This is a genomic window from Streptomyces sp. NPDC088354 (genome assembly GCF_044753585.1).
Taxonomy (GTDB): domain Bacteria; phylum Actinomycetota; class Actinomycetes; order Streptomycetales; family Streptomycetaceae; genus Actinacidiphila.
This window is the reverse complement of sequence record NZ_JBIVNJ010000054.1, coordinates 14,517-36,244: the sequence shown is the minus strand read 5'-3', so window position 1 is coordinate 36,244 and position 21,728 is coordinate 14,517. Positions and strand designations below refer to the sequence as shown.

Genomic DNA, 21,728 nt, shown 5'->3' with positions numbered 1-21,728 from the left:
GCGGGGTTGCTGGTGCGTGAGCCGGGGCGGCGGTTGTCGGCGGTGGAGGCGGAGCGGATGCTGCGGGCGGTGGCCGCCGAGTCGGCCACGGCCGGCGTGCCCCGCGAAGCCCTGGGACACCCGCAGCCGCTGACCGCCCCGGTCCTCGTGCCGCGCGCTCGCGGCCGCCGGGCGCCGCTGTGGGCCGCCGGTGGCGTCCTGGTGGCGGCTCTCGCCGGGGGCGGGTTCTACGCCGCCCCGCACTTCGGCGGTGTCGGTGACGCCGGCGCCGGCTCGCCCGGACCGTCGTCGCCGTCCCCGTTGTCGTCTTCGCCGTCACCGTCGGTGCCACCGAGCACGCCGTCCACCTCCGCGCCTGCTTCGCCGTCCCCCTCGTACAGCCCGCCTCCCGTCCCGGACGGCTACCACCTGGCCGAGGAGCCGGACCGCGGCTTCGCCATCCCCGTGCCGGACGGCTGGACGCGGCAGGTGAGCGATGCGGGCCGGCAGTTCGTGTACGTCGACCCGACGGGGCTGGTCGGACTGCGCATCGGCACGCTGGACTTCGCGGGGCCCAGCCCCCTGCAGCACTTCAAGGACTTGGAGGCGCAGACGGTCCCGAACCTGGACGGCTACGAGCAGCTGCGCATGCAGAGCACGCAATGGCGCGGACGGCCCGCCGCCATATGGGAGTTCACCTTCCGGGGCAAGGTACGTCCGTTCCGCGCGATCGACCTCGGATTCGGGCAGCCCGGAGAGCAGGAGTTCACGGTCTACCTCTCCGCCCCGGCCGACCAGTGGGCCTCGCGCCGGGCGGTCTTCGAGCACGCGGTGGACGGGCTCCGGCTGACCGGACCGACCGACTGACGCCGCGCGGGCCGCGGGCCCCGGGCTCAGGCCTCGGCGGGCTCGGACTCGACCTCACGCCGTGCGGGGCTGCCGGCTTCGGGCGTCTCCGGCGCCTCCGTCTCGGGTACCTCGGGCGCCTGCACGGCGGGGCGGTCCGGCCGCCGTTCCCGGCGGACGTCCCCGATGGTGAGGGCCACGACGGCAGCGGAGCCGACGAACTCCAGCAGGTGCTGGGACGTGTCCACGAGGGTCGGCGACATCGTGGCGGCCGTGTACGCCCACAGATCGGTGAACGCCGACGGCATCATGAACAGCGACAGCCCGCTGGAGAATCCCGTCGCGACCGGGCGGCGCCTGGCGGCCAGCAGCATGCCGGCCCCGCACAGCACGGTCAGGCAGGCCCACTGGTACGGGGCGGACACACCGAGGACCGCGCGCCCGGTGCCCCTGCCGACGAGCAGGTCGCCGAGCACGCCGGGGCCCACCTGGAAGGCCGTCACCGTGTTCCGGCCGATGTAGAAGATGTTGAGCACCGCCAGCAACAGCCCCGAAGTGGCCGCCGTGACCTTCACGGGGCGGATCCCGCCGCCGGATGCCGCGTCCGCGGCGGCGGCCTCGTACTCCATGTGCCGGGCCAGGAGCAGGAGTGCGCCGAGGACGAGGGCGACCACCACGGCGAGGAGGGCGCTGCCGCCGACGGCGTTCACCGAGGGGCCCGTGAGCGGGCCGAACCACGGGTCGGCGGGCGAGTCGAGCAGGAAGTACCAGACCGCGGGCAGACGGAAGCCGAGTGTCACGGCACAGGCCGTCACCAGGAGCCCGCCGGCGCCCCGGGTCCCCAGGAACGCACCCGCCGCGGCGGCGAGTTGCAGTGCCGCCAGGCCCAGGTCGAGGGAGGACGTCGCCGACAGGCCGGGGACGTACCCGGTCGTCCACATCGTCCACGCGCCCGGCAGGCCGCGCACGACGAGGTCGTACAGGAGCCAGAACGCCGTCTGGACGAACAACGCGAGGCTGAGCACGGCCATGACGACGCGCAACTGATGGATCGACACACCTGGCTGGTTCATGGCGCGCGCTGTCCTCTTCTCCGTCTTCCACGGCTTCTGCGTCAAACGGCGGTCGATGCGACGCGGGGCCGATGACGGAGCAGATCATAAACCTGTTTTCACGCGGCGCGGAGACCGAACAGGGCGGGCAGGAAAGGAAGCTGACAAAGTATCAGGCATAAGGGACATGATTCGCCCGGATTGGCGTGCGTATTCCATTCCCGGGCGCGGATATTCTATTCGGCCGGTTGTCGGGCCGGTTGTCGGGCCGGTTGTCGGGCCGGATGTCCGGACGAGCGGATCGGCGGGCACTGTCCGGGCGGCATTCATGGGATGCGGGTGCCCTCCTCGTCCGCCGGGAACGGAACTCTGGCACGGCCGTACTATTTTGTGGGGCGGATGGTCGGCAATAATGCGGACGAGCAGCCTTCGACTCGGCCGCGGTGCGTCGTGCGTGCCGTGTCTCGCCGCGGGGACAATCCGGTGGCGAGCGGCCTCACGGGCAATGACGCCCGCTTGATGTGTCGGTTCCCCTGCGGGGAGAGGTCTCGAATCCGGCAGCCGACCGCAATGGATCAAGGAATTGCATTCACGTTCGATGACTGAGTCACGCATGGCCCGCGCAAGGGTGACAACCTTGTCGCGAACGTCCGGGCACGCCGTCGCCCCGGCGCCGGCGATGCGCGCGCGGCGGGAGCGCTCCGGATGGACCGGCACCGGCGGGCGGGCACGGTGATCTCCGCGCAGAGTCCCGAGGGTGCGGTCCATTACCGGGCCGACATGGTCCTGACCGCCGAGGAGGCGCGGGTCTCCGAGCGGCACTTCATGAACTGGGAGCGCGGTCCGTTCTCCCATCTCATCCGCCTCGCCGTGCCGGACTTCGCCGTTCCCCGCGGTTTTCGCTTCGTCGCGAACGGTCATCTCATCGACGGACTGCTGTCCGCGGAGGTGTACTGCGACACGCTGACCGGGGTGTCCGGGAACCATCTCGACCAGGATCCGATCGTCGCCGACCTGGTGACCTCGGGCTGGATCGAGTTCCTGGAGGGCAAGGAAAAGCACTCCGTCAAACCCGGGCAGATATGCGTCCGTGACACGAAGGCATCCTGGGAGTTCTCCTGTGCGCCGGCGACGACCGCGCACGTGATTTCCATCCCGCGACATCTCGTGCTGCCGCACATCGGGTCGGGCAGAACCCTGGGACGGGCCCACATATCGGATGTCGACGTCCCCGAAGTCCGTTTCTTCGTCAATTTCCTGGAAGTGATCAAGAAGAGCAGCAGCGAACTGGAGGGGTCGGCCTCCGCGCGGACCATGGCCCGGGACGCCTGCGCGACGCTGTTCTCGCACATCATCTCGGAGCGCCCCGGTTCGGCGCTGAGCGATCATCCCCGGGCCGTGGTCGCGGCCGCCAAGAACGTCATCGAGGAGAACCTCGAAAGCGGCGACCTGTCCCCGCCGATGGTCGCCAAGAGCGTCGGGGTGTCCCTGCGCACGCTGCACCGCTGCTTTTCCGCGTCCGACGACTCGGTCATGGCTTTCGCCCGGCGGCGGCGCCTGCAGAAGGCGCACGACGAACTCATGACCCTGGGCAGCGCGGCCGGGATGTCCGAGATCGCGGCACGCTGGCACTTCTCGGACGCCAGTCACTTCATCCGGCACTTCAAATCCGCCTACGGGGCCACGCCCGCCGCCTACTTGAGGGAGCGCAGGCAGTAGGTTCCCGTTGCCGAGGTGGCGCCCACGCCCACGTCCGCGTCCACGTCCGCGGGTGCCGGGACCCGGCGCTCCGGCCCGACGAGCGCGTCCCGTTCCGCCCCGGGCGAGGGTGCCGTGCCCGGCGCCGTGTTGCCTACTGTGGACATGGCGGGGCGGCCCGGGTGGGTCGCCGCCGGGCGGAAGGGGCGCGGGGATGGGCATCGGGCTGGAGAAGGTGGAGGCCGCGGCACCGGGGCTGGTGGGGCTCTTCAAGGGCGCGCGGGTGTCGCTGGAGAAGGCCGGGGTCGTGGGGGAGCGGGCGGCGGTCTACCTGGTGCTGGACCGGTCCGGGAGCATGCGGCGGCACTACCGGGAGGGGACGGTGCAGCGGCTGGCCGAACAGGTGCTGGGGCTGGCGGCGAACCTGGACGACGACGGGGTCGTGCCCGTCGTCTTCTTCTCCACGGAGGTCGACGGAATCGCGGAAATCGGGCTCGAGGACTACACGGGCCGGGTGAACGCGCTGCACGAGGGCTACGGCCACATGGGGCGCACCAACTACCACCTGGCCATGCGGGCCGTGGTCGACCACTACGAGGCGTCGGGCGCGCGGCAGCCCGCGCTGGTGGTGTTCCAGACGGACGGGGGCCCGTCGTCGCGGACCGCGGCCGAGCGCGTGCTGTGCGAAGCGGCGCGGTTGCCGCTGTTCTGGCAGTTCGTGGGCTTCGGGGAGCCGGCGGGCAAGGAGTTCGACTTCCTGCGCAAGCTCGACGAACTGCCCGTGCCGGCCAGGCGTCCGGTGGGCAATGCCGGTTTCTGGGCCGCGGGTTCGGAGCCGGGTGCCGTGCCGGAGGGGACGTTGTACGAGGCGCTGGTGGCCGAGTTCCCCCAGTGGCTGGCGGCGGCGCGTGCGGCGGGGATCGTGGCCGGCTGATGGCCTTCAGCGGGGAACGGGCGGCGACCCGGAGCCGGGTGGACGGGCAACTGGCCGGCGGCGAGCGGGTGGTGGCCGTCGAGCGGCTGCGCGGGGGCTGGACCTCGCCGATGCGTCTGCTGCGCACGACGGCCGAACGGCACCTGGTGCTGCGGTCGTTCGTCACGCCCTTCTACCGACGCCACGCCGAAGGACTGCTGGACCGCGAGGCGGCCGTGCTGACGCTGCTCGCGGGGAGGAGGCGTGCCGGCGGCCCGGCTGGTGGCCGTGGACCCGACGGCGCGGCACTGCGACGCCCCCTCGCTGCTGATGACCCGGCGGCCGGGCACCGTGTGCCTGGACGAGCGCGGCGCGGCGCGGCGTGCGGACCTGCTGGCACGCCAACTGGCGGCCGTCCATGCCGTACGACCGCCGGAGTCCGGCCGGCCGCGCCCCTACCAGGCGTGGACCTCCCCGGAGCGGGTGGGCGTCCCGGAGGGGACGCCGGTGCCGCGGGTGTGGGAGCGCTCCGTGGCGGCGATCCGCCGCGCACCCCCCCCGTACCAGGGGTGCTTCCTGCACCGGGACTTCCACCCGGGGAACGTGCTCTTCGCGGACGGCGCCGTCAGCGGCGTCGTGGACTGGGTGGAGACGTCCTGGGGGCCGGCCGACCTGGACGTGGCGCACTGCGCGACCGCGCTCGCGCTGCTGCACGGCCCGCAGGAGGGCATGGCCTTCGCCGACCGCTACGCCGCGGCGGGCGGCAGGCCGCTCGCGGACGGCGCCGCGCACCTGTACTGGCGGCTGCTGGACGCGCCGGCCTTCGCGCCCGACGCCGAGAAGGTCGCGGTGCCGTGGCGGGAGCTCGGGCGGACCGATCTGACGCCGGGACTGCCGGCGCGGCGGCTGGAGGCCTCCGTGGACGCGGTTCTCGAACGGTACGCGTGATCCGGGCCCGCCCCGCCGGTGCGGATCAGCGCAGGGGATTGCGGAGCCGGGCCCACTGGTCGCCATGCGCGGCCTGCTGGAGGCGCATCAAGGTCAGCGCCTTGACGGGCAGTTCGGCGGCGAACAGGGCCGTGCGGTCGGCGCGGGTGTCCGGGGTGTCCGGGAGGGCGTCGCAGGCGCGTACCGCCTCCGCGGCGACGGCGGCCCACAGGCGGGCCTCGGCGGGGCGGTCCGCCTCGCCGAGCGCGGAGACCAGGCTGCCGAAGGTGGTGGCCACCAGGGATCCGTACACCTTGGCGTGCAGGACGGCCGGGTCGTCGCTCAGCCCGCGGCCCAGGGGCGGCGTCGCGAAGCCGTTGCGGGCCAGCCGGGCCGGGCTGATCCGTACGTCGGCCAGGTCGCGGTAGACCAGCCGCAGCGGCCGGGCCCTCCGGTCCAGGACGACCAGCAGGTTCTGGCCGTGCGCCTCCAGCGCGACGCCCCAGGACAGCAGCCGCAGCACCGGCGGCAGCGCGAGCCGCGCGAACGCGGTCAGCCAGGCGGCGCCGTCCTGACCGGGAGCCGCCGCGGACAGCAGGGAGCGGACGAGCGGCTGGCCGCCGTCCGCGGGACGCCCGATGAGCGCGGCCACCGGCAGCACGGTCTCGCCGGCGGCGGGGTCGGCGAAGGCCTCCGGGGACTCCCGTACCAGCGCGGCCACGTCGGGGGTCGCGGTGCCGTCGAGCACCGCCGAGGCCGCCGCCAGGTTGCGGGTCACGCGCAGCGCGCCGCCGTCCAGCCGGCGCGTCAGCGTGTCCAGCAGCTCCGACAGCCGGGCGCTGTCCGCCACCGACTGGGCGGAGATGTCCCGGACCGCGGAGGTCATCCGCATGCTGAGCGCCGTCTTCAGGTGCGGTCCGCCGTCGAGCGGCGCGAAGGTGCGCACGGACATCAGCGGTCGCGCGGCGATCGCCGCGGTGGTGTGGGGGCGCACACAGAGGCCCGGCAGGACGTGCCGGGTCTGCCAGGGGTGCACGGGCAGCAGCAGCCGGTCGCCGTCCCGCAGCCGGTCCGGCCAGTCGCCCGACACCAGCGCCCCGGCGGCGGGTACGGCGACGAGGTCGAGGGCCACGACCGGGCGGTGCTCGGGGCCGTACGCCAGTTGTTCGGCCGGCGAGAAGCCGGGGCGGCTGCGGCAGCAGGGGTGGTACGGGTGCCCGTCGACCACGCCCTGCTCGAAGCCGGTCAACCCGGTCGAGCTGGTCGACCCGGTCGACCCGTTCCGGCCGGTCGGGGCGGCGTCGGGGCCGCCGGCCCGGGGCGCGCCCGCCCGTGAGAGGGCCAGCGAGGCGACGCTGTCCTCCAGCTCGTCCCGCAGCGGCCCGGAGCCGGGCAGTCCCAGCGCCTCCAGCAGGGCCGCCGGGTGGTCGAACGGGCGACCGTCCAGGCGCAGCACCAACTCCTCCTGTGCGAGGCCGAGATCGTGCGGCAGGCGCTCCGGCCCGGTCAGCGGCCGGCCGTCGTCCAGGCGCACCCGCCCCGGCCCTTCGACGGTCAGGCCCGGCAGCGGCTCCAGCAGCAGGGCGCGCCACAGGCGGCCGAGGACGGCGGCGCGGGCTCCGGGCAACGAGGCGGCCCAGGCATCGGCCAGGCCGGGACGCAGGGCGGTCAGCCCGGTGGCGAACGCGGCCTCCGTGGGGCGCCGCGTCGCGGTCGTCGAATCGGGGTGCATGATGGGTCCCTAGCCTACGCAGGAGGACGCCGCACCGTGGAACGAGCAGCGGGAGCACCGGCGGGGACCGGTCGCCGGGCCGACGGACTGGCCGCCACGGCCCTGCTGAACTGCCTCGTCCGCGAAGTCGCGGAACCCGCCGGGCGGGACGTCCTGCGGCTCCCCGCGACGGGCCGGCTCCTGCGGGTGCGCCCCGGCCGCCACCCTTCCCGCCCCGAACTGCTCGGCGCGGACGGCGACTGGCACCCCCTGGCCTTCGACGGGCTCGTCGACCTCACCGCCGGGGAACTGACGGCCCGTACCGGCACCGCCAACGCCACACTGCCGGCGGAGATCCGCGACAGCCGCGACGTGCTGGCCGCGCTGCTGGCGGCCCGGGAGGACGCGCCGCCGCCCGCCGATCCGTACCTGCGCTCCGAGCAGGCCCTCGTCGCGGGGCACCGGTACCACCCCGCGCCCAAGGCCCGCGGCGGCGGCGCCCCGGCGAGCTGGCTGCCGTACGCGCCCGAGGCGCACACCGCCTTCCCGCTGACGCTGCTCGCCGTGCGCGCCGACCTGCTGGCGGGGCAGGGCGACACCTCCGCCGTCGACCGCCTCCACGACGACGTGCCCGACGGCTACCGGCTGCTGCCCGCGCACCCGTGGCAGCTGGAACTCCTCGGGGACCTGCCCGCCCTGCACGACGGGCGCCTGCTGCGGCTCGGCCGCACGGCCGTCCCCGCCGTGCCCACGGCGTCGCTGCGCACGGTGTACCTGCCCGACGCCGACCTCTTCCTCAAGTTCAGCCTGGACGTGCGGATCACCAACGACATCCGCCGGCTGTGGCGGCACGACCTGCGCTGGCTCGGCCCGGTGGACCAGGTCCTGCGGACCGTCACCGGCGCCGGGATCCTCTCCGACCGCGGCCACCGCACCGCCGACCTCGGCGGCCGGGACACGTACGAGGCCTTGGCGGTCCTGGTCCGCGACGGCCTCGGCGGCCACGTCCGGCCCGGCCTCACCCCGCTGCTGGCGGCGGCGGTCGCCGAGGGCGGCTTCGAGGGCGACCCCCTGGCGGCCGCGCGCCGCGACGAGCGCACCGCCCTCGCCTGGTGGCAGGCCTACCTGGAGAGCGTGGTGCCGCCCGTGCTCGCGGCCTGGTTCGGGCACGGCGTGGTGCTGGAGGCCCACCTGCAGAACGTCGTGATCGCCGTGGACGGCGACGGCCTGCCCGCGCAGGCGGTCTTCCGCGACCACGAGGGCGTCAAGCTCGACGAGGAACGCCACCGTGAACTGCTGCGCCGCCACGCGCACGGCGACGAACCGACGCCCGGCGTCAGCCCCGCGTACGGCTGGGAGCGGCTGGTCTACTGCCTGGTCACCAACAACCTGCTGGAGATCGCGGGAGCCCTCGCCGACGGCCGCCCCGCGCTCGCCCCCGTGCTGTGGGCCCGGGCCCGCGACCTCCTCGCCGACTGGGCCCGCGGCCACGGCGACCCGGCCCCGGTGCGGGACCTGCTCACCGCGCCGCACGTCCCGGCGAAGACCAACCTCCTGCTGCGCTGGACGGCCGCGGACGGCGCCGCCGCGCGCTACGTGCCGCTGGCCAACCCCCTGCTGCCCGAGAACGCGGGTGTGCCCGGCGCGCTCGCGCGGTGACCGTCCCCGCAGGTGCCGGGGCGGCACGAAAGGGCGTTCCGGCGCCCGGGGTTCAGCGCTCCTCGCCGGCCTGGTCGGGGACCAGGCGTTCCAGGACGTTCTGGAACTCCTCGCCGACGGTGATGAGCAGCCCGTCGCCGTCCTTCTCGCTGAGCTGGGTGAGGACGCCGCCGCGCCACCAGTAGACGTAGGGGCTGATCGGGCCGACCGCCTCCTCGTGGCCGGCGGCCGCGAAGCCCGCCATGCCGTTGAGGGCCGGGATGACCGCGCTGTCCCGGATGGCGTGGAAGGCCAGCTGGTGACGGAACGGCATGGCGACGAGGGCGCCGTCGGCGGTCAGCGGCGCTCCGGTGACGCGTTCGACGAGCTCGTCGAGGGCGAGGACCCGGGCGGCGGTGAAGAAAGAGTCGCCGACGACGACGTCGAAGCGCACATCGGCGTGGCGGACGACCTCGTGCCGCTCCACGGGGAGGTCGCGGAGGTTGAGCAGCGCCCGGCCGCGCAGCTCCCGGATGTCGCCCAGCGGCGCCAGCGCGTGGTCGGCGAGCGTCATGACGCTCTCGGGGAGGTCGAGCGCGAGCACTTCCAGCAGCCCGGGGGCGGCGATCCGGGCGTACCGGAAGGTCTCGGGGTCGATCATGTCCGGGGTGACCAGCCGCGGGTAGAGCCGCTCGCGGATCTCCTCGGGCGGCATCGTCTCCAGCGGGGACGGGCCGTCGAGGGTCCGCAGCACGGCGCCGACGTGCTCCCTGGCCAGCTGCGGCCACACCCGCGGCCCGCGCCGGTCGTTGTGGCACAGCGCCGCCAGGTTGCCGGTGCCGAACTTGCGGCCGGAGCTGTCGGTCACCAGGTCCGCGAAGACGGTGACCTCCAGGCCGAGTTCGGCGAAGGCCTCACGCACATGGGCGCGAAAGCGCGCGCCCTCGTCCACGGAGAAGAAGGCGTACTCGGGGTCGCGAGGCGCGTCCCGCTGGTCGCGCTTCGGCCCGCGCCGGAAAATCCCCACCTCTGCAACTCCCTGGACCTGGACTCGACGGGCAAGGCGCGATCCTATCGGCCGGTCGCGCCTTCCCGATGGCGAAGCGTCCTCCGCGCAGAGGACGGGGGCGGGTCTACTGGTCCCGGTACGCCTCCAGCAGGCGCAGCCAGATCTCGCTGACGGTCGGGAACGACGGGACGGCGTGCCACAGCCGCTCCACGGGCACCTGGCCGGCCACCGCGATGGTGGCCGAGTGCAGCAGCTCGCCCACGCCCGGCCCGACGAAGGTGACGCCGATCAGGTGGCCCCGGTCGAGGTCCACGACGGCGCGGGCGTGGCCGCGGTAGTCCTCGGCGTGCAGGTAGGCGCCCGAGACGTTGCCGATCTCGTAGTCGACCACCTTGACGCGGCGGCCCGCGCGCTCGGCCTCCTCGGCGGTGACGCCGACCGCGGCGGCCTCGGGCTCGCTGAAGACCACCTGGGGGACGGCCTCGTGGTCGGCGGTGGCCGCGTGCGCGCCCCAGGGGTCGGTGTCGAGCGGCTCGCCCTTGGCACGGGCGGCGATGGCCGCGCCGGCGATGCGGGCCTGGTACTTGCCCTGGTGGGTGAGCAGGGCGCGGTGGTTGGTGTCGCCCGCGCAGTACAGCCAGCCGCCGTCCACGCCGCGGACCTGGCAGGTGTCGTCCACCTCCAGCCAGGAACCGGGGGTCAGGCCGACCGTCTCCAGGCCGAGGTCGTCGGTGTGCGGCACGCGGCCGGTGGCGCAGAGGATCTCGTCGGCGGTGAGTTCGGAGCCGTCGGACAGCGTCGCGGTCACCGGTCCCGAGTCCCCGTCGCGTCGCACGGCGGTGACGGACACCCCGGTCCGCAGGTCGACGCCGGCCGTCCGCAGCCCCTCCGCGACGAGCTCACGGGCGAAGGGCTCCCAGCGCGGCAGTACGTCGGAACCGCGCACGAGCACGGTCACCCGCGAGCCGAGCGACTGCCAGGCGGTCGCCATCTCCACCGCCACGACGCCGCCGCCGACCACCAGCAGACGCCCCGGCACCTCGTGGGCGCTGGTCGCCTCGCGGCTGGTCCAGGGGCGCGCCTCGGCGAGGCCGGGCAGGTCGGGCAGGAGCGCGCGGGTGCCGGTGCACACCGCGACCGCGTGGCGGGCGGTCAGCACCCGCTCGCCACCCTCCGGGGTGCGTACGACGACGCGGCGCGGCCCGTCGAGCCGGCCGAGGCCGCGCACCAGGTCGACGCCGACCGAATCCAGCCAGCTGATCTGCCCGTCGTCCTTCCAGCCCGCGGTGGCCCAGTCGCGCCGGGCCAGTACGGCGGCCGTGTCCAGCCGCCCGCCGGCGGCCTCACGCGCGCCGGGGACCGCGCGGGCGGCCCCCAGGGCGGCCTGCGGGCGCAGCAGGGCCTTACTGGGGATGCACGCCCAGTACGAGCACTCGCCGCCCACCAGTTCGGCCTCGACGATCACGGTGCTCAGCCCGGCCGCCTGGGTGCGGTCGGCGACGTTCTCGCCGGTCGGTCCCGCTCCGATGACGATGACGTCGTACGTGTCCGTGCTGCTGTCTGCGCTGGTCCGCGCCGCGGTGGTCATGGTCCCACCGTAGGCAACACCGGGCCGTCGCACAGCCGGAACGGGCAGCATCGTGCGGCGTGGGGTAGGGACCGCCCCGCGCGGCCCGGCGGCGCCGTCCCGCCGTGACGGGTGCTTTCCCGCCGCGGGGACGGCCGGCCGGGCGGGCGCGGCAGGCTGCGCCGTACGGGCGTCCGGTGGGGACACGGGGACGGGGGGACGCCGGGGGTGACGGTCACGCGGGCAGCTGCTGCTCGGTCCAGATGACCTTGCCCTGCTCGGTGTAGCGGGTGCCCCACCGGCGGCAGAGCTGGGCGACCATGAAGATGCCGCGGCCGCCCTCGTCGGTGGTGGCGGCGCGGCGCAGCCTGGGGGAGGTGCCGCTGGCGTCGGCGACCTCGAAGACCAGGGCCCGGTCGCGGACGAGCCGGGCCTGGACCGGCCCCTGGGCGTGCCGGATGGCGTTGGTGATCAGCTCACTGGCGATCAGTTCGGTGGTGAAGGTGAGTTCGTCCAGGTCCCAGGAGCGCAGCCGACGGGTGATCGCACAGCGCAGCGCCGAGACGGCGGCCGGGTCGTCGGGCACGTCCCAGCAGGCGACCTGGCCGCCGTCGAGCGCGCGGGTACGGGCCACCAGCAGCACGATGTCGTCGGCCGTGGGCACCGGGCGCAGCGCGGACTCCACGGCCGCGCACAGCTCCTCCGGCGTCCCGTCCCTGGGCGCGCCGGCCAGCGCCCGCCCGAGTCTGCGCATACCGGCCTCGGGGTCGGCATGGCCGCCCTCGATGAGGCCGTCGGTATAGAGGACCAGGCCGGTGCCCTCGGGGAGGTCGAACTCGGTCGTCTCGAAGGGGACTTGCCCGAGTCCGAGGGGCGGTCCCGCGGGCAGTTCGGGGAAGCGCACGTCGCCGTCCGGGCCGAGCAGCGCGGGCGGCAGGTGTCCGGCGCGGGCGAGCTGGCAGCGCCGGGCGACGGGGTCGTACACCACGTACAGGCAGGTCGCGCCGGCCAGTCCGGTGTGCGCGCCGCCCTCCTCGTCGAGCCGCACGGCCAGGTCGTCGAGGCGGCCGAGCAGTTCGTCGGGGGGCAGGTCGAGGGCGGAGAAGTTGTGGACGGCGGTGCGCAGCCGGCCCATCGCGGCGGCGGCGTGGATGCCGTGGCCGACGACGTCGCCGACGACGAGGGCGACCCGCGCGCCGGAGAGCGGGATGACGTCGAACCAGTCGCCGCCGACGCGGCCCGGGGCGGGCAGATAGCGGTGGGCGACGTCCACGGCGTGCTGCGCGGGAAGGCCGTGCGGGAGCAGGCTGCGCTGGAGTTCCAGGGCGAGGTGGTGCTCGCGGGTGAACAGCCGGGCGTTGTCGATGCAGACGGCGGCGCGGGCGGCCAGTTCGCGGGCGAGGGTGAGGTCGTCCTCCGCGAAGGGCGCGCTGTCGGCGGCCCGGTGGAAGGTGGCCACGCCGAGCGGGGTGTCCCGGGCGCGCAGCGGTACGGCGATGAGCGCGTCCCCGGCCCGCACCGGGCCGTCGCCCGCCAGGGCCCGCGCCTGCGGGCCGTCCGGCGCGGCCGGGTAGGGCTCCGCGCCCGGGCCGGGCACGGCGGGCGGTCCCGTCGCGCCCGTCCCGGCGTCCGCCACGCGGCACAGGACCGGTGCGGTGGTGTCGGCGGTGTCCGGGGTGCCGCCCCGGACGACGGGGGCGAGCAGGTCCACGGTGACCCGGTCGGCGAAGCGCGGGACGGCGGCCTCGCACAGTTCGGCGGCGGTGCGGGCGACGTCGAGGGTGGTGCCGATGCGCAGGGCTGCGTCGCTGAGCAGTTCCAGCCGCAGCCGGGCGGCGACGGCGAGCCGGCCGACCCCCGCGTCGCCGACGAGCAGCGGCCTGCGGACGGCCCGCGGTCCGGCGTCGTCGGGAAGGCTCACCTCGACCACCGCGCCCTGCGCGAGCGGCCGGCACAGCAGTACGGCCGTGCGCCCCCGGGAGAGCGGCAGTTCGACGGCGTCGCGCCGTCCGGCGGCGATGAGGCCGGTGGCGGTCTCGGCGAGGGCGGCCTCGTCGCCGGCGGTGAGTCCGGCCGGGGGACCGACGGGCTGGATGCGGCCGTCGCCGTCGAGCCGCAGCGAGACCGGGCTCGGGTTGCGGCGTTCCGCCGCCAAGTACGAGTGCAGCATCGCGCGTTCGCGGCGGCCGGAGTCCTCCAGCAGCCGGTGCTCGATGGCGAGGGCGGAGCCGCGGGCGAGTTGCGGCATGAGGGGATGGGCCTCGTCCTGGAGGCTGGTGAGGTCCAGCACCCCTTCGATGCGGCCGCTCACGGGGTGCCGCAGGGGCACGCCGAAACAGGTGAAGCGGCGCAGGGCGGCGCAGTAGTGCTCCTCACCGCTGACCCGGACCGGGCGCCGGGCGGCGAGCGTGGTGCCGATGCCGTTGGTACCGGCGCCGAGTTCGTGGTAGCCGAAGCCGGGGGCGAGGCCGACGTCGTCGAGGGCGGGCAGCAGCGGCGGCCGGGCGGCCCTGCGGTCCAGCACGAGCCCGCTGCCGTCGGTGAGGAGGACGGCCGTCCCGGACCCGGCGAGGGCGTCGGCGAGCCGGTCGAGGACCGGCCGGGCGGCCCTGGCGAGCGGGCCGGCGAGGTCGATGTCCCGGGTGTACGGGACGTCGAGGTGTTCGGGGTCGAGGCCGGCGGCCTGGCAGCGTTCCCATGACGCGAGGATCGGCACCCGTACGGATTCCTCCACCTGGCTCACTCCTTGACGTCCGCGTCCTCTTGCCGAACGTAGGACCGGCGGCGACCGGCCGGGGCCGGGACCGTGAAATCCCTGCGTACAGCCACTCTTGTGGGTGACGGTCCGTTTGACACGGGCAACACGCCGGAGGAACGGCCGGGGATCACGTCGCGAAGCGGCGGCCGGTGGTGGAGACTTGGACGCGCCGCAGGCCGGCGCCCCCGGCCGGCGCCCCCGGAACGCCGTACGTGCCCGGCGAACCGAGCCACGAACCGGAAGGATCCACCATGACCACGCCCAGCGAGACGACGCGCGTCGCCCACACCGTGTGGGACGGCTCCCTCATCGAGGGCAGTGGAGTCGTCACCCTCGACTCCTCCGGGATCGGCGAGTACCCGGTCACGTGGGTCGCCCGCTCGCAGGAGCCCGGCGGGAAGACCAGCCCGGAGGAGCTCATCGCCGCCGCGCACTCCAGCTGCTTCTCGATGGCCCTGTCCGCCGGCCTGTCCCGGGCCAAGACCCCGCCGACGCAGCTGCGCACGCAGGCCGACGTCACCTTCAAGCCCGGCACCGGCATCACCGGTATCCACCTGACCGTGGTCGGCCAGGTGCCCGGTCTGGACGAGGCCGAGTTCATCAAGGCGGCGGAGGACGCGAAGGCCAACTGCCCGGTGAGCCAGGCGCTCGCGGGCACCGCGATCACCCTCACCGCGTCCCTGGCCTGAGCACCCGCCCGGACGTTCCCCACCGCCCATCGAAACGTTTCGGTTTCGGTGGGCGGTGCCATATTGTCATTGGATACGAAACCGTTTCGCAGGGGACGAGAGACGGAGAGTCGAGATGACCACGGACGCGAGCGCCGCGGCGCGGCGCACCCGCCTGACACCGGAGCGTGAGCAGGAGCTCTACGGGGCGGTGATCGAACTGCTCCGCGAGGTCGGCTACGAGGCGCTGACCATGGACGCGGTCGCCTCCCGCACCCGGTCCAGCAAGGCGACGCTCTACCGGCAGTGGAAGAGCAAGCCGGAGCTGGTGGTCACCGCGTTGCGCTGCACCAAGCCCGCGCACGCGCCGGTCGACACCGGTTCCCTCGACGGCGATCTGCACGCCATGGCCGACGGGTTCGGGGACGGTTCCGAGGTGGACACCTCGCTGCTCAGGGGGCTGTCGCACGCCTCCGCCGGCAGTCCCGACCTCGCCGAGGCGATGCGCGAGCACCTCATCGACCCCGAGCTGGCCGGGCTGCGCCAGCTGCTGACCCGGGCCGCCGACCGCGGCGAGATCCCCCGGGACAACCCGGCGGCCGACTTCATGCCGCACATGATGCTGGGCGCCGTCATCACCCGGCGCCTGCTGGAGGACGTGGAGGTCGACGCGGCCTTCATGCACCGCTACATCGACGCGATCGTGCTGCCGGCCCTGGGCTTCCGTCGCTGACCCGACGGGCCGCGGCGGCCGATCTCAGTCGCTGACGACGCTGCGGGGCCTGTACTCCAGGTCCTGGTAGTCCGGGTGGTGGGCGATCCAGCCCGCGATGAAGGGGCACGCCGCCAGCACGCTCTGCCCGCGCTCCCGGGCCTCGTCCAGCGCCTGCCGGGCGAGCGCCGACCCCACGCCGCGGCCCTCGAACTCCGGGTCCACCTCGGTGTGCAGGAAGGCGATCATCTCGGGTGTGCGGATGTACGCCGAGAACCCGGCCAGTCTGCCGTCCACGTGCGCCTCGTAGCGGCGGGTCCCCGGGGAGTCGGTGATCGTCGGGGCGCTCACGACTGGTAGCCCTCCACCGTGCCGGAGGGCCGCACGCGGGCCTGGCCCGGGTCCTGCCCGACCTCGGTCTTGGCGCGGCGCTGGCGCAACAGGTCCCAGCACTGGTCGAGTTCGCGCTCCAGTGCGTCGAGCCGCTCCCGCTCGGTCTCGCCGTCGATCCGCCCCGCGGCGAGCAGTTCGCGCAGCGTCCGCTCGTCGGTGACCATCGCGCTGATCCGTTGCAGTATCGCCTGTTCCGGGCGATCTCCCGTGTGCTGGTCGGCCACGGCACGCACCTCCTCGTTCGCTCGGCACCCACTCTAGGCAGCGTCCCGCGGCCATGCGATCGAAACTCTTGCGTTTCGATGGATCGGAGCTTAGGCTTCAAGCGTACGAAACGGTTTCGTATCGATCGTACCCCGTGATCACGCCTGCCCCACGCCTGTCCCACGCCTCTTCCGAACGACGGGAGCACGTCCCCATGTCCCAGAGCACCGCCGAGCCCCGCGCCGGCGTCGCCGCACCCCCGGTCGAGGGGGTGGGCCACGACCACGACGTCCACGCCAGGCGCTGGTGGGTCCTCGCCGTCATCGGCGTCGCCCAGCTGATGGTCGTGCTGGACGCGACCATCGTGAACATCGCCCTGCCCTCCGCCCAGGCCGACCTCGGCTTCACCGACGGCAACCGGCAGTGGATCGTCACCGCGTACGCCCTCGCGTTCGGCAGCCTGCTGCTGCTCGGCGGCCGGATCGCCGACCTCTTCGGCCGCAAGACCGCCTTCCTCATCGGGGTCGCCGGCTTCGCGGCGGCCTCCGCGCTCGGCGGCGCGGCCGGCAGCTTCGAGATGCTGGTCACCGCCCGCGCCCTGCAGGGCGGATTCGGCGCCCTGCTGGCGCCCGCCGCGCTGTCGCTGCTGACGACGACCTTCACCGAGCCCAGGGAACGCGCCCGCGCGTTCGGCATCTACGGCGCCATCGCCGGATCGGGCGCGGCCGTCGGCCTGCTGCTCGGCGGTGTCCTCACCGAGTACCTGAACTGGCGCTGGACCCTGTACGTCAACCTGGCCTTCGCCGTCGTCGCCTTCCTCGGCGGCATGGCCCTGCTGCAGCGTGCCCGCCGCCGTCCCGGCGCCTCCATCGACCTGCCCGGCACGCTGCTGGTCACCACCGGACTGTTCGCCCTGGTCTACGGCTTCTCCAACGCCGAGAGCCACGACTGGAGCTCCCCGCAGACCTGGGGCTACCTGGTCGCCGGCGGGCTGCTGCTGACCGCCTTCACCTGGTGGCAGACCCGGGCCGCGCACCCGCTGCTGCCGCTGCGCGTGCTGCTCGACCGCAACCGCGGCGCCTCCTTCGCCGCCTCGCTGGTCTCCAGCGCCGGCATGTTCGCGGTTTTCCTCTTCCTGACCTACTACCTGCGGCTCACCCTCGGCTTCTCGGCGGTCAGGACCGGCCTGGCCTTCCTTCCGCTGGTCGCCGCGCTGATGGTGGGCGCCCAGGTCGCCACCGTCGTGCTGGTGCCCCGCATCGGCCCCAAGCCGGTGGTCCCGGTGGGCTTCGGCCTGGCCGCCGCCGGACTGGTCTGGCTGACCGGGCTCGGCCTGCACAGCGGCTACGCCACCGAGGTCCTGCCGCCGCTGCTGGTGATCGGCCTCGGCATGGGCCTGATCTTCCCGCCCGCCATGAACCTGGCGACCACCGGCGTCGGCGCCGAGGACGCGGGCGTCGCGTCCGCCGCCGTCAACGCCATGCAGCAGATCGGCGGCTCGATCGGTACCGCCCTGCTCAACACCCTTGCCACGAGCGCCGCCACGGACTACATCGCGGGCAAGGACCCGGCCGACCCGCTGGTGAAGGCGAACGCCGCGCTGGAGAGCTACTCGACGGCCTACTGGTGGGCGGCGGCCTTCTTCGCGGCCGGCCTGGTGATCAGCTTCCTGCTCTACCGGCGCGGCGCGCCGCGGCAGGACGCCGGCGCGGCCCCCGTCGTGCACATGTGACGTCGGGCTCCGCTGTGCCGCGGGACCTCCCCTGAGCGGTGGGACGTCCCGTGCGCGCCCACCCGTGGGGACGGGGTACGGCGCGATGAACGGCCCGGTGACGGCCTCCGTAGAACCTTCTACGGGGCCGGAACCGGGCCGTTCGTATGGCTTTTCGGGCAGAGAGTGCGTGCGGTGCGACACAAAAGGGAACCGATGGTCGGTTAATGTGCGTTTTTACGGGTCCATACGGTTTCGGGGAAAGGCCTCTCGGTTGAACCTGCTCGACCTGTTGCTGCTCGTGCTGACGGTCGCCTACGCGGTCGCCGGTTACCGGCGAGGACTGGTCGCGGGCACCATCTCGCTCGCGGGCTTCCTCGGTGGCGCCGTGATCGGCGTGTGGCTGCTGCCGTACGTGCTCCAGTACGTCGAGCCGGGCACCTCCCGCGCCACGCTCGTCGCCCTGCTCACCGTCCTCATCCCGGCGGCCGCGGGCCACGCCGTCGCCTCCGGGGTCGCCTGGAAGGTACGCACCGGACTGGACTGGGGGCCGCTGCGCTGGCTCGACGGTGTCGGCGGGGCGGCCGCGAACGCGGTGGCGGTGCTGCTGGTCGCCTGGGTCGCCGCGAGCGTCCTGGTGACCGCCTCGTCCAGCGTGCTCGCCCAGTCGATCCGCGGCTCCGCGGTGCTCGGCGCTGTCCAGGACACCATGCCGCGGCAGGCGCCCAGCTGGTTCAGCAGCGCGTCCAGCGCCCTGGCCCAGGCCGGCTTCCCGCAGGTCTTCAACCCCTTCGAGTCCGAGCCCGTCAACGGGGTGCCCGCGCCGTCCGGCGACAGCGTCACCGAGGCCGCCTCACGGGCCGCCGCCCGCAGCACGGTGAAGATCGAGGGCATCGCCTTCGTGGACGGCCGCCGCCAGGGCCAGGAGGGCACCGGCTTCGTCTACGCCGACGAGCACGTCATGACCAACGCCCACGTCGTCGCGGGCGTCGACAGCCCCGCCGTCCAGATCGGCGGCGCCGGGCGCGCGTACCGGGCCACGGTCGTGCTCTTCGACCCCGGCAAGGACGTCGCGGTCCTCAACGTGCCCGGGCTGCGCGCCCCCACCCTGGACTTCACCGACGCCGCCGAGCGCGGCGACGGCGCGGTCGTGGCCGGATACCCCGAGGACGGCGGCCTGGACCTGCGGGCGGCGACCGTGGCCGGCCGCATCCGCGCCACCGGCCAGGACATCTACGGGGACGGCATCGTGACCCGCGACATCTACCAGGTGCGCTCGGTCGTGCGCCCCGGCAACTCGGGCGGCCCGCTGCTGGACACCACGGGCCACGTCTACGGGGTCGTCTTCGCCCGCTCCACCACGGACTCCACCACCGGCTACGTCCTCACCGCCGACGAGGTCCGCGACGACGCGCGCCGCGCCGCGGCCGCCACGCAGGCCGTGGACACCGGCAGCCGCGCGGCCCTGTGAGGCCGGGCGGTGCCCGCGCCGCCGACGTTAGACTGAGCCTTTGACCGGAGATTCCCGATCTGCCCCGTATCTCGGTATTGCGGCGGTCCGTGAGCTCCGGGGGCCGTGGGCGTACACGGCCCGTGCCGGACCAGGTCGAGCCAGCGGAGGCACGGAAGTGGTGCAGCCGACATGATCCTGTCGGTCCTCTTCGCCGTGATCGCGGCGTGCAGCAACGCGCTCGGGACCGTGCTTCAACGGCAGGCGGTACTGAAGGTCCCCGCCTCCACCTCGCTGCGCCTCGGGCTCATGCGCGACCTGCTGCGCACCCCGGTCTGGCTGGCCGGCATCCTCGCGGTCGTCGGCGCCGCGGTCTTCCAGGCACTCGCCCTCGGCACCGGCTCCCTGGCCACCGTGCAGCCGGTCTTCATCCTGGAACTGCCGCTGGCCCTGGTGATCGGCGGGGCCGTCTTCCACGTCGACCTCTCGCACAAGGCGTGGCTCTGCGTCGGGTGCATCGCCGTGGGCCTGGGCGTCTTCCTGTTCTCGCTGGCGCCCACCGGAGGACGCGAACAGGTGCCGGGGATCTGGTGGGTGCCGACGCTGCTCATCGTCGGCGGGCTGGGCGCCGCACTGGTGGTGGCCGGGCTGCGGCGTCCCCTCGGCCTGACCCGTGCGGCCTGCCTCGGTGCGGCGGCGGCCGTGGGCAACGCGCTGACCGCCGCGCTGATCAAGTCGTCCATGGACATCCTGGGCCACCAGGGCATCGCGGCCTGGCTGCTGTCCTGGCAGACCTACGCCTTCGCCGCCACGGGCGGCTTCTCCCTCTTCCTGCTCGGCACCGCCATGCAGGGCGGCCCGCTCATCGCCTCCCAGCCCGCCCTGACGCTCTGCGACGCCGTGGCGGGCTTCGCCCTCGGGGTGGTCCTGTACGGGGAGCAGCCGCGGACCGGGCTGTGGCTGGCGCCCGCGGTGCTGGGCTTCGCCCTGCTCACCTACGGCGTCTTCGCGCTCTCCCGCACGCAGTGCCTGTACAAGTGCGTCCACCCCGAGGAGAACGCGCCGGTGGCCGCGGGCCAGCCGGCCGGGTCGCCCATGTGAGCGTGCGTACGCCCCCGGAACCGCGCGGCTCCGGGGGCGTATCCGTGCAGGGGCGCCGGTCGTCAGTGGCGGGGCGCCTTGTAGGCGCGGGGCAGCCGCATCCCGCGCTCGGCCATGATGTCGCGGACCCGGTTCGGGTAGTCCGTGATGATGCCGTCGATGTTCATGTCGAGCAGCGCCTTGATGGTGGCGGGGTCGTCACAGGTCCACGGGACGACCCGCAGGCCGCGCCGGTGGGCGTCGTCCACCATCTTCTTGTTGACGTAGAACGTGAAGTTGGGGTCGGCGACGGTGCCGTTCTGCGGCAGGCCGTAGACCGGCGAGAGCGCCGTGACGCCGGGGATGGAGGCGGCGGCCTTGACGAAGTCGCCGTCGTAGTCGTCGGCGTCGATGCCGCCGAGCCACGGGGAGGCGCCGGGCTTGCCGACCTGCAGGAAGTCGAAGTTGGTGAGCGCCACCAGCGGGTACTTCGGCGCGAGCTTGTGCATCTCGTTCAGCGCGCCCCAGTCGAAGGACTGGATGGTGACCTGCTTCTCGATGCCCGAGCGGTGGATCTCCTCGAAGACACGCCGCACGAACAGCTCGCGGGGCGCGGTCTGCGTGGGCGCGCCGGCCTCCACCTTGGTCTCGATGTTGAGCTTGACCTTGTTGGCCCGGTAGCTCTTGACCAGGTTCAGGACGTCCTTGAGCTCCACCATGCGGAAGCCCTTGATCTGCTCCTGCTCGGGGAAGCCGGGCAGCTGCTGGTAGCCGCAGTCCATGGTCTTGATCTGGGCCAGGGTCAGGTCCTTGATGTACTTCCCGACGTAGGGGTACATCGGGTCGCCCGGCGTCACCGGAGCGGTGTCCTTGCACTTCTGCGCGCTGATCTGCCGGTCGTGGTTGACCACGACCTTCTCGTCCTTGGTGACGTGGGTGTCCAGCTCCAGGGTGCTCACACCGAGGCGCAGCGCCTTGCCGAAGCCCTCCAGCGACTCCTCGGTGGTCATGCCGAGGCCGCCGCGGTGGGCCTGCAGGTCGAAGTGGTTCTTCTGGGACGGAACGTGGTGGTGATGGTGGTCCGTGGCCGCCTGGGCGGTCGCGGGGACCACCAGCGCGGGCACCACTGCCAGGGCGGCGACTGCATGCCGGAGGGACATTTATACCTCGTCTACTTCGGGCGAACTGAACTTCGCGAAGGTAGGACGCAGGCAAAGCCCGCACCAAGCATCGGTATGAGGACATGGTGAACGCCCGGGGAACGGTCGCCCCCGGGCGCCGGTCGGAAGGGGGCCTTCCTCCGCGGTCCGGCGCGCCGTCGTGGGCCGCCACGCGCCTGGGCGGGGGCCCGCAGGCGTACGAGCCGGCCGGTCAGCGCCCTGGGCGCGGTCGCCACGTGCCGGCCGCATTCG

Annotated in this window: 17 protein-coding genes and 1 pseudogene; 10 read left to right on the top strand and 8 right to left on the bottom strand. The window is 73.9% G+C overall.

The features are described 5' to 3' along the window. Positions 1 to 846: pseudogene (locus ACIP98_RS38505) on the top strand (serine/threonine protein kinase); the annotation flags it as partial. A gap of 26 nt (positions 847 to 872) precedes the next feature. On the opposite strand, the gene ACIP98_RS38500 reads toward ACIP98_RS38505, so the two are convergent. Continuing rightward, the gene (locus ACIP98_RS38500; RefSeq protein WP_319661765.1) at positions 873 to 1,898 is read right to left on the bottom strand and encodes a hypothetical protein; all 1,026 of its coding nucleotides are present in this window, start codon (positions 1,896 to 1,898) and stop codon (positions 873 to 875) included. Between the two features lie 684 nt (positions 1,899 to 2,582). On the opposite strand from ACIP98_RS38500, the gene ACIP98_RS38495 reads away from it, so the two are divergent. The 3 genes from ACIP98_RS38495 to ACIP98_RS38485 all read left to right on the top strand — a co-directional run bounded on the left by ACIP98_RS38495 (position 2,583) and on the right by ACIP98_RS38485 (position 5,436). Beyond that, positions 2,583 to 3,596 (top strand): helix-turn-helix transcriptional regulator, encoded by a 1,014-nt coding sequence (locus ACIP98_RS38495; protein WP_401981037.1) that lies wholly within the window; start codon positions 2,583 to 2,585, stop codon positions 3,594 to 3,596. A gap of 193 nt (positions 3,597 to 3,789) precedes the next feature. Continuing rightward, positions 3,790 to 4,509: a VWA domain-containing protein gene (locus ACIP98_RS38490; RefSeq protein WP_401981035.1), complete on the top strand. Its 720-nt coding sequence runs from the start codon at positions 3,790 to 3,792 to the stop codon at positions 4,507 to 4,509. A gap of 243 nt (positions 4,510 to 4,752) precedes the next feature. Further along, complete coding sequence (locus tag ACIP98_RS38485; protein WP_401981033.1) at positions 4,753 to 5,436, top strand: phosphotransferase family protein; 684 nt, start codon at positions 4,753 to 4,755, stop codon at positions 5,434 to 5,436. Positions 5,437 to 5,461: 25 nt separating this feature from the next. On the opposite strand, the gene ACIP98_RS38480 is transcribed toward ACIP98_RS38485, so the two are convergent. Next, positions 5,462 to 7,147 carry an IucA/IucC family protein gene (locus tag ACIP98_RS38480; protein ID WP_401981031.1) on the bottom strand — a complete coding sequence of 562 codons (1,686 nt, stop codon included), beginning with the start codon at positions 7,145 to 7,147 and terminating at the stop codon, positions 5,462 to 5,464. 36 nt (positions 7,148 to 7,183) lie between these two features. On the opposite strand from ACIP98_RS38480, the gene ACIP98_RS38475 reads away from it, so the two are divergent. Then, on the top strand, positions 7,184 to 8,785 hold the full coding sequence (locus ACIP98_RS38475; protein ID WP_319661759.1) for an IucA/IucC family protein: 1,602 nt from the start codon (positions 7,184 to 7,186) through the stop codon (positions 8,783 to 8,785). Positions 8,786 to 8,837: 52 nt separating this feature from the next. On the opposite strand, the gene ACIP98_RS38470 is transcribed toward ACIP98_RS38475, so the two are convergent. The 3 genes from ACIP98_RS38470 to ACIP98_RS38460 form a co-directional block, all read right to left on the bottom strand. After that, positions 8,838 to 9,791 carry a hypothetical protein gene (locus ACIP98_RS38470; protein ID WP_319661758.1) on the bottom strand — a complete coding sequence of 318 codons (954 nt, stop codon included), beginning with the start codon at positions 9,789 to 9,791 and terminating at the stop codon, positions 8,838 to 8,840. Positions 9,792 to 9,897: 106 nt separating this feature from the next. Then, positions 9,898 to 11,361, bottom strand: a complete 1,464-nt coding sequence (locus ACIP98_RS38465; RefSeq protein ID WP_319661757.1) for an NAD(P)/FAD-dependent oxidoreductase — start codon at positions 11,359 to 11,361, stop codon at positions 9,898 to 9,900. A gap of 214 nt (positions 11,362 to 11,575) precedes the next feature. After that, positions 11,576 to 14,074, bottom strand: coding sequence for a SpoIIE family protein phosphatase (locus ACIP98_RS38460; RefSeq protein ID WP_401981029.1), 2,499 nt, complete (start codon positions 14,072 to 14,074; stop codon positions 11,576 to 11,578). Between the two features lie 275 nt (positions 14,075 to 14,349). Between ACIP98_RS38460 and ACIP98_RS38455 the strand changes: the two genes are divergently transcribed. Both ACIP98_RS38455 and ACIP98_RS38450 read left to right on the top strand, forming a co-directional pair. Continuing rightward, complete coding sequence (locus ACIP98_RS38455; protein WP_319661755.1) at positions 14,350 to 14,787, top strand: OsmC family protein; 438 nt, start codon at positions 14,350 to 14,352, stop codon at positions 14,785 to 14,787. 115 nt (positions 14,788 to 14,902) lie between these two features. Further along, positions 14,903 to 15,499: a TetR/AcrR family transcriptional regulator gene (locus ACIP98_RS38450; protein ID WP_319661754.1), complete on the top strand. Its 597-nt coding sequence runs from the start codon at positions 14,903 to 14,905 to the stop codon at positions 15,497 to 15,499. Positions 15,500 to 15,523: 24 nt separating this feature from the next. On the opposite strand, the gene ACIP98_RS38445 is transcribed toward ACIP98_RS38450, so the two are convergent. Both ACIP98_RS38445 and ACIP98_RS38440 read right to left on the bottom strand, forming a co-directional pair. After that, positions 15,524 to 15,829, bottom strand: coding sequence for a GNAT family N-acetyltransferase (locus ACIP98_RS38445; RefSeq protein ID WP_319661753.1), 306 nt, complete (start codon positions 15,827 to 15,829; stop codon positions 15,524 to 15,526). Further along, positions 15,826 to 16,095: a DUF2630 family protein gene (locus tag ACIP98_RS38440; protein WP_401981026.1), complete on the bottom strand. Its 270-nt coding sequence runs from the start codon at positions 16,093 to 16,095 to the stop codon at positions 15,826 to 15,828. Before ACIP98_RS38440 ends, ACIP98_RS38445 begins: the two co-directional genes overlap by 4 nt. A 194-nt stretch (positions 16,096 to 16,289) precedes the next feature. On the opposite strand from ACIP98_RS38440, the gene ACIP98_RS38435 reads away from it, so the two are divergent. From ACIP98_RS38435 to ACIP98_RS38425, 3 genes are all read left to right on the top strand, one after another. Further along, positions 16,290 to 17,807 (top strand): MFS transporter, encoded by a 1,518-nt coding sequence (locus tag ACIP98_RS38435; RefSeq protein WP_319661752.1) that lies wholly within the window; start codon positions 16,290 to 16,292, stop codon positions 17,805 to 17,807. 253 nt (positions 17,808 to 18,060) lie between these two features. Next, on the top strand, positions 18,061 to 19,257 hold the full coding sequence (locus ACIP98_RS38430) for a MarP family serine protease (RefSeq protein ID WP_319661751.1): 1,197 nt from the start codon (positions 18,061 to 18,063) through the stop codon (positions 19,255 to 19,257). A gap of 171 nt (positions 19,258 to 19,428) precedes the next feature. Continuing rightward, positions 19,429 to 20,337, top strand: coding sequence for a DMT family transporter (locus ACIP98_RS38425; protein WP_319661750.1), 909 nt, complete (start codon positions 19,429 to 19,431; stop codon positions 20,335 to 20,337). 62 nt (positions 20,338 to 20,399) lie between these two features. Here ACIP98_RS38425 and ACIP98_RS38420 read toward each other — a convergent pair whose 3' ends face one another. Continuing rightward, entirely contained in the window at positions 20,400 to 21,476 is a 1,077-nt protein-coding gene (locus tag ACIP98_RS38420; RefSeq protein ID WP_319661749.1) for a glycerophosphodiester phosphodiesterase family protein, read from the bottom strand. Positions 21,477 to 21,728: the final 252 nt, after the last annotated feature.

Bases quoted from the DNA above. Each gene is read 5' to 3' on its own strand.
- ACIP98_RS38420 (WP_319661749.1), bottom strand. From the start codon at position 21,476: ATGTCCCTCCGGCATGCAGTCGCCGCCCTGGCAGTGGTGCCCGCGCTG.
- ACIP98_RS38480 (WP_401981031.1), bottom strand. From the start codon at position 7,147: ATGCACCCCGATTCGACGACCGCGACGCGGCGCCCCACGGAGGCCGCG.
- ACIP98_RS38455 (WP_319661755.1), top strand. From the start codon at position 14,350: ATGACCACGCCCAGCGAGACGACGCGCGTCGCCCACACCGTGTGGGAC.
- ACIP98_RS38495 (WP_401981037.1), top strand. From the start codon at position 2,583: ATGGACCGGCACCGGCGGGCGGGCACGGTGATCTCCGCGCAGAGTCCC.
- ACIP98_RS38425 (WP_319661750.1), top strand. From the start codon at position 19,429: ATGATCCTGTCGGTCCTCTTCGCCGTGATCGCGGCGTGCAGCAACGCG.
- ACIP98_RS38435 (WP_319661752.1), top strand. From the start codon at position 16,290: ATGTCCCAGAGCACCGCCGAGCCCCGCGCCGGCGTCGCCGCACCCCCG.
- ACIP98_RS38490 (WP_401981035.1), top strand. From the start codon at position 3,790: ATGGGCATCGGGCTGGAGAAGGTGGAGGCCGCGGCACCGGGGCTGGTG.
- ACIP98_RS38450 (WP_319661754.1), top strand. From the start codon at position 14,903: ATGACCACGGACGCGAGCGCCGCGGCGCGGCGCACCCGCCTGACACCG.
- ACIP98_RS38500 (WP_319661765.1), bottom strand. From the start codon at position 1,898: ATGAACCAGCCAGGTGTGTCGATCCATCAGTTGCGCGTCGTCATGGCC.
- ACIP98_RS38465 (WP_319661757.1), bottom strand. From the start codon at position 11,361: ATGACCACCGCGGCGCGGACCAGCGCAGACAGCAGCACGGACACGTAC.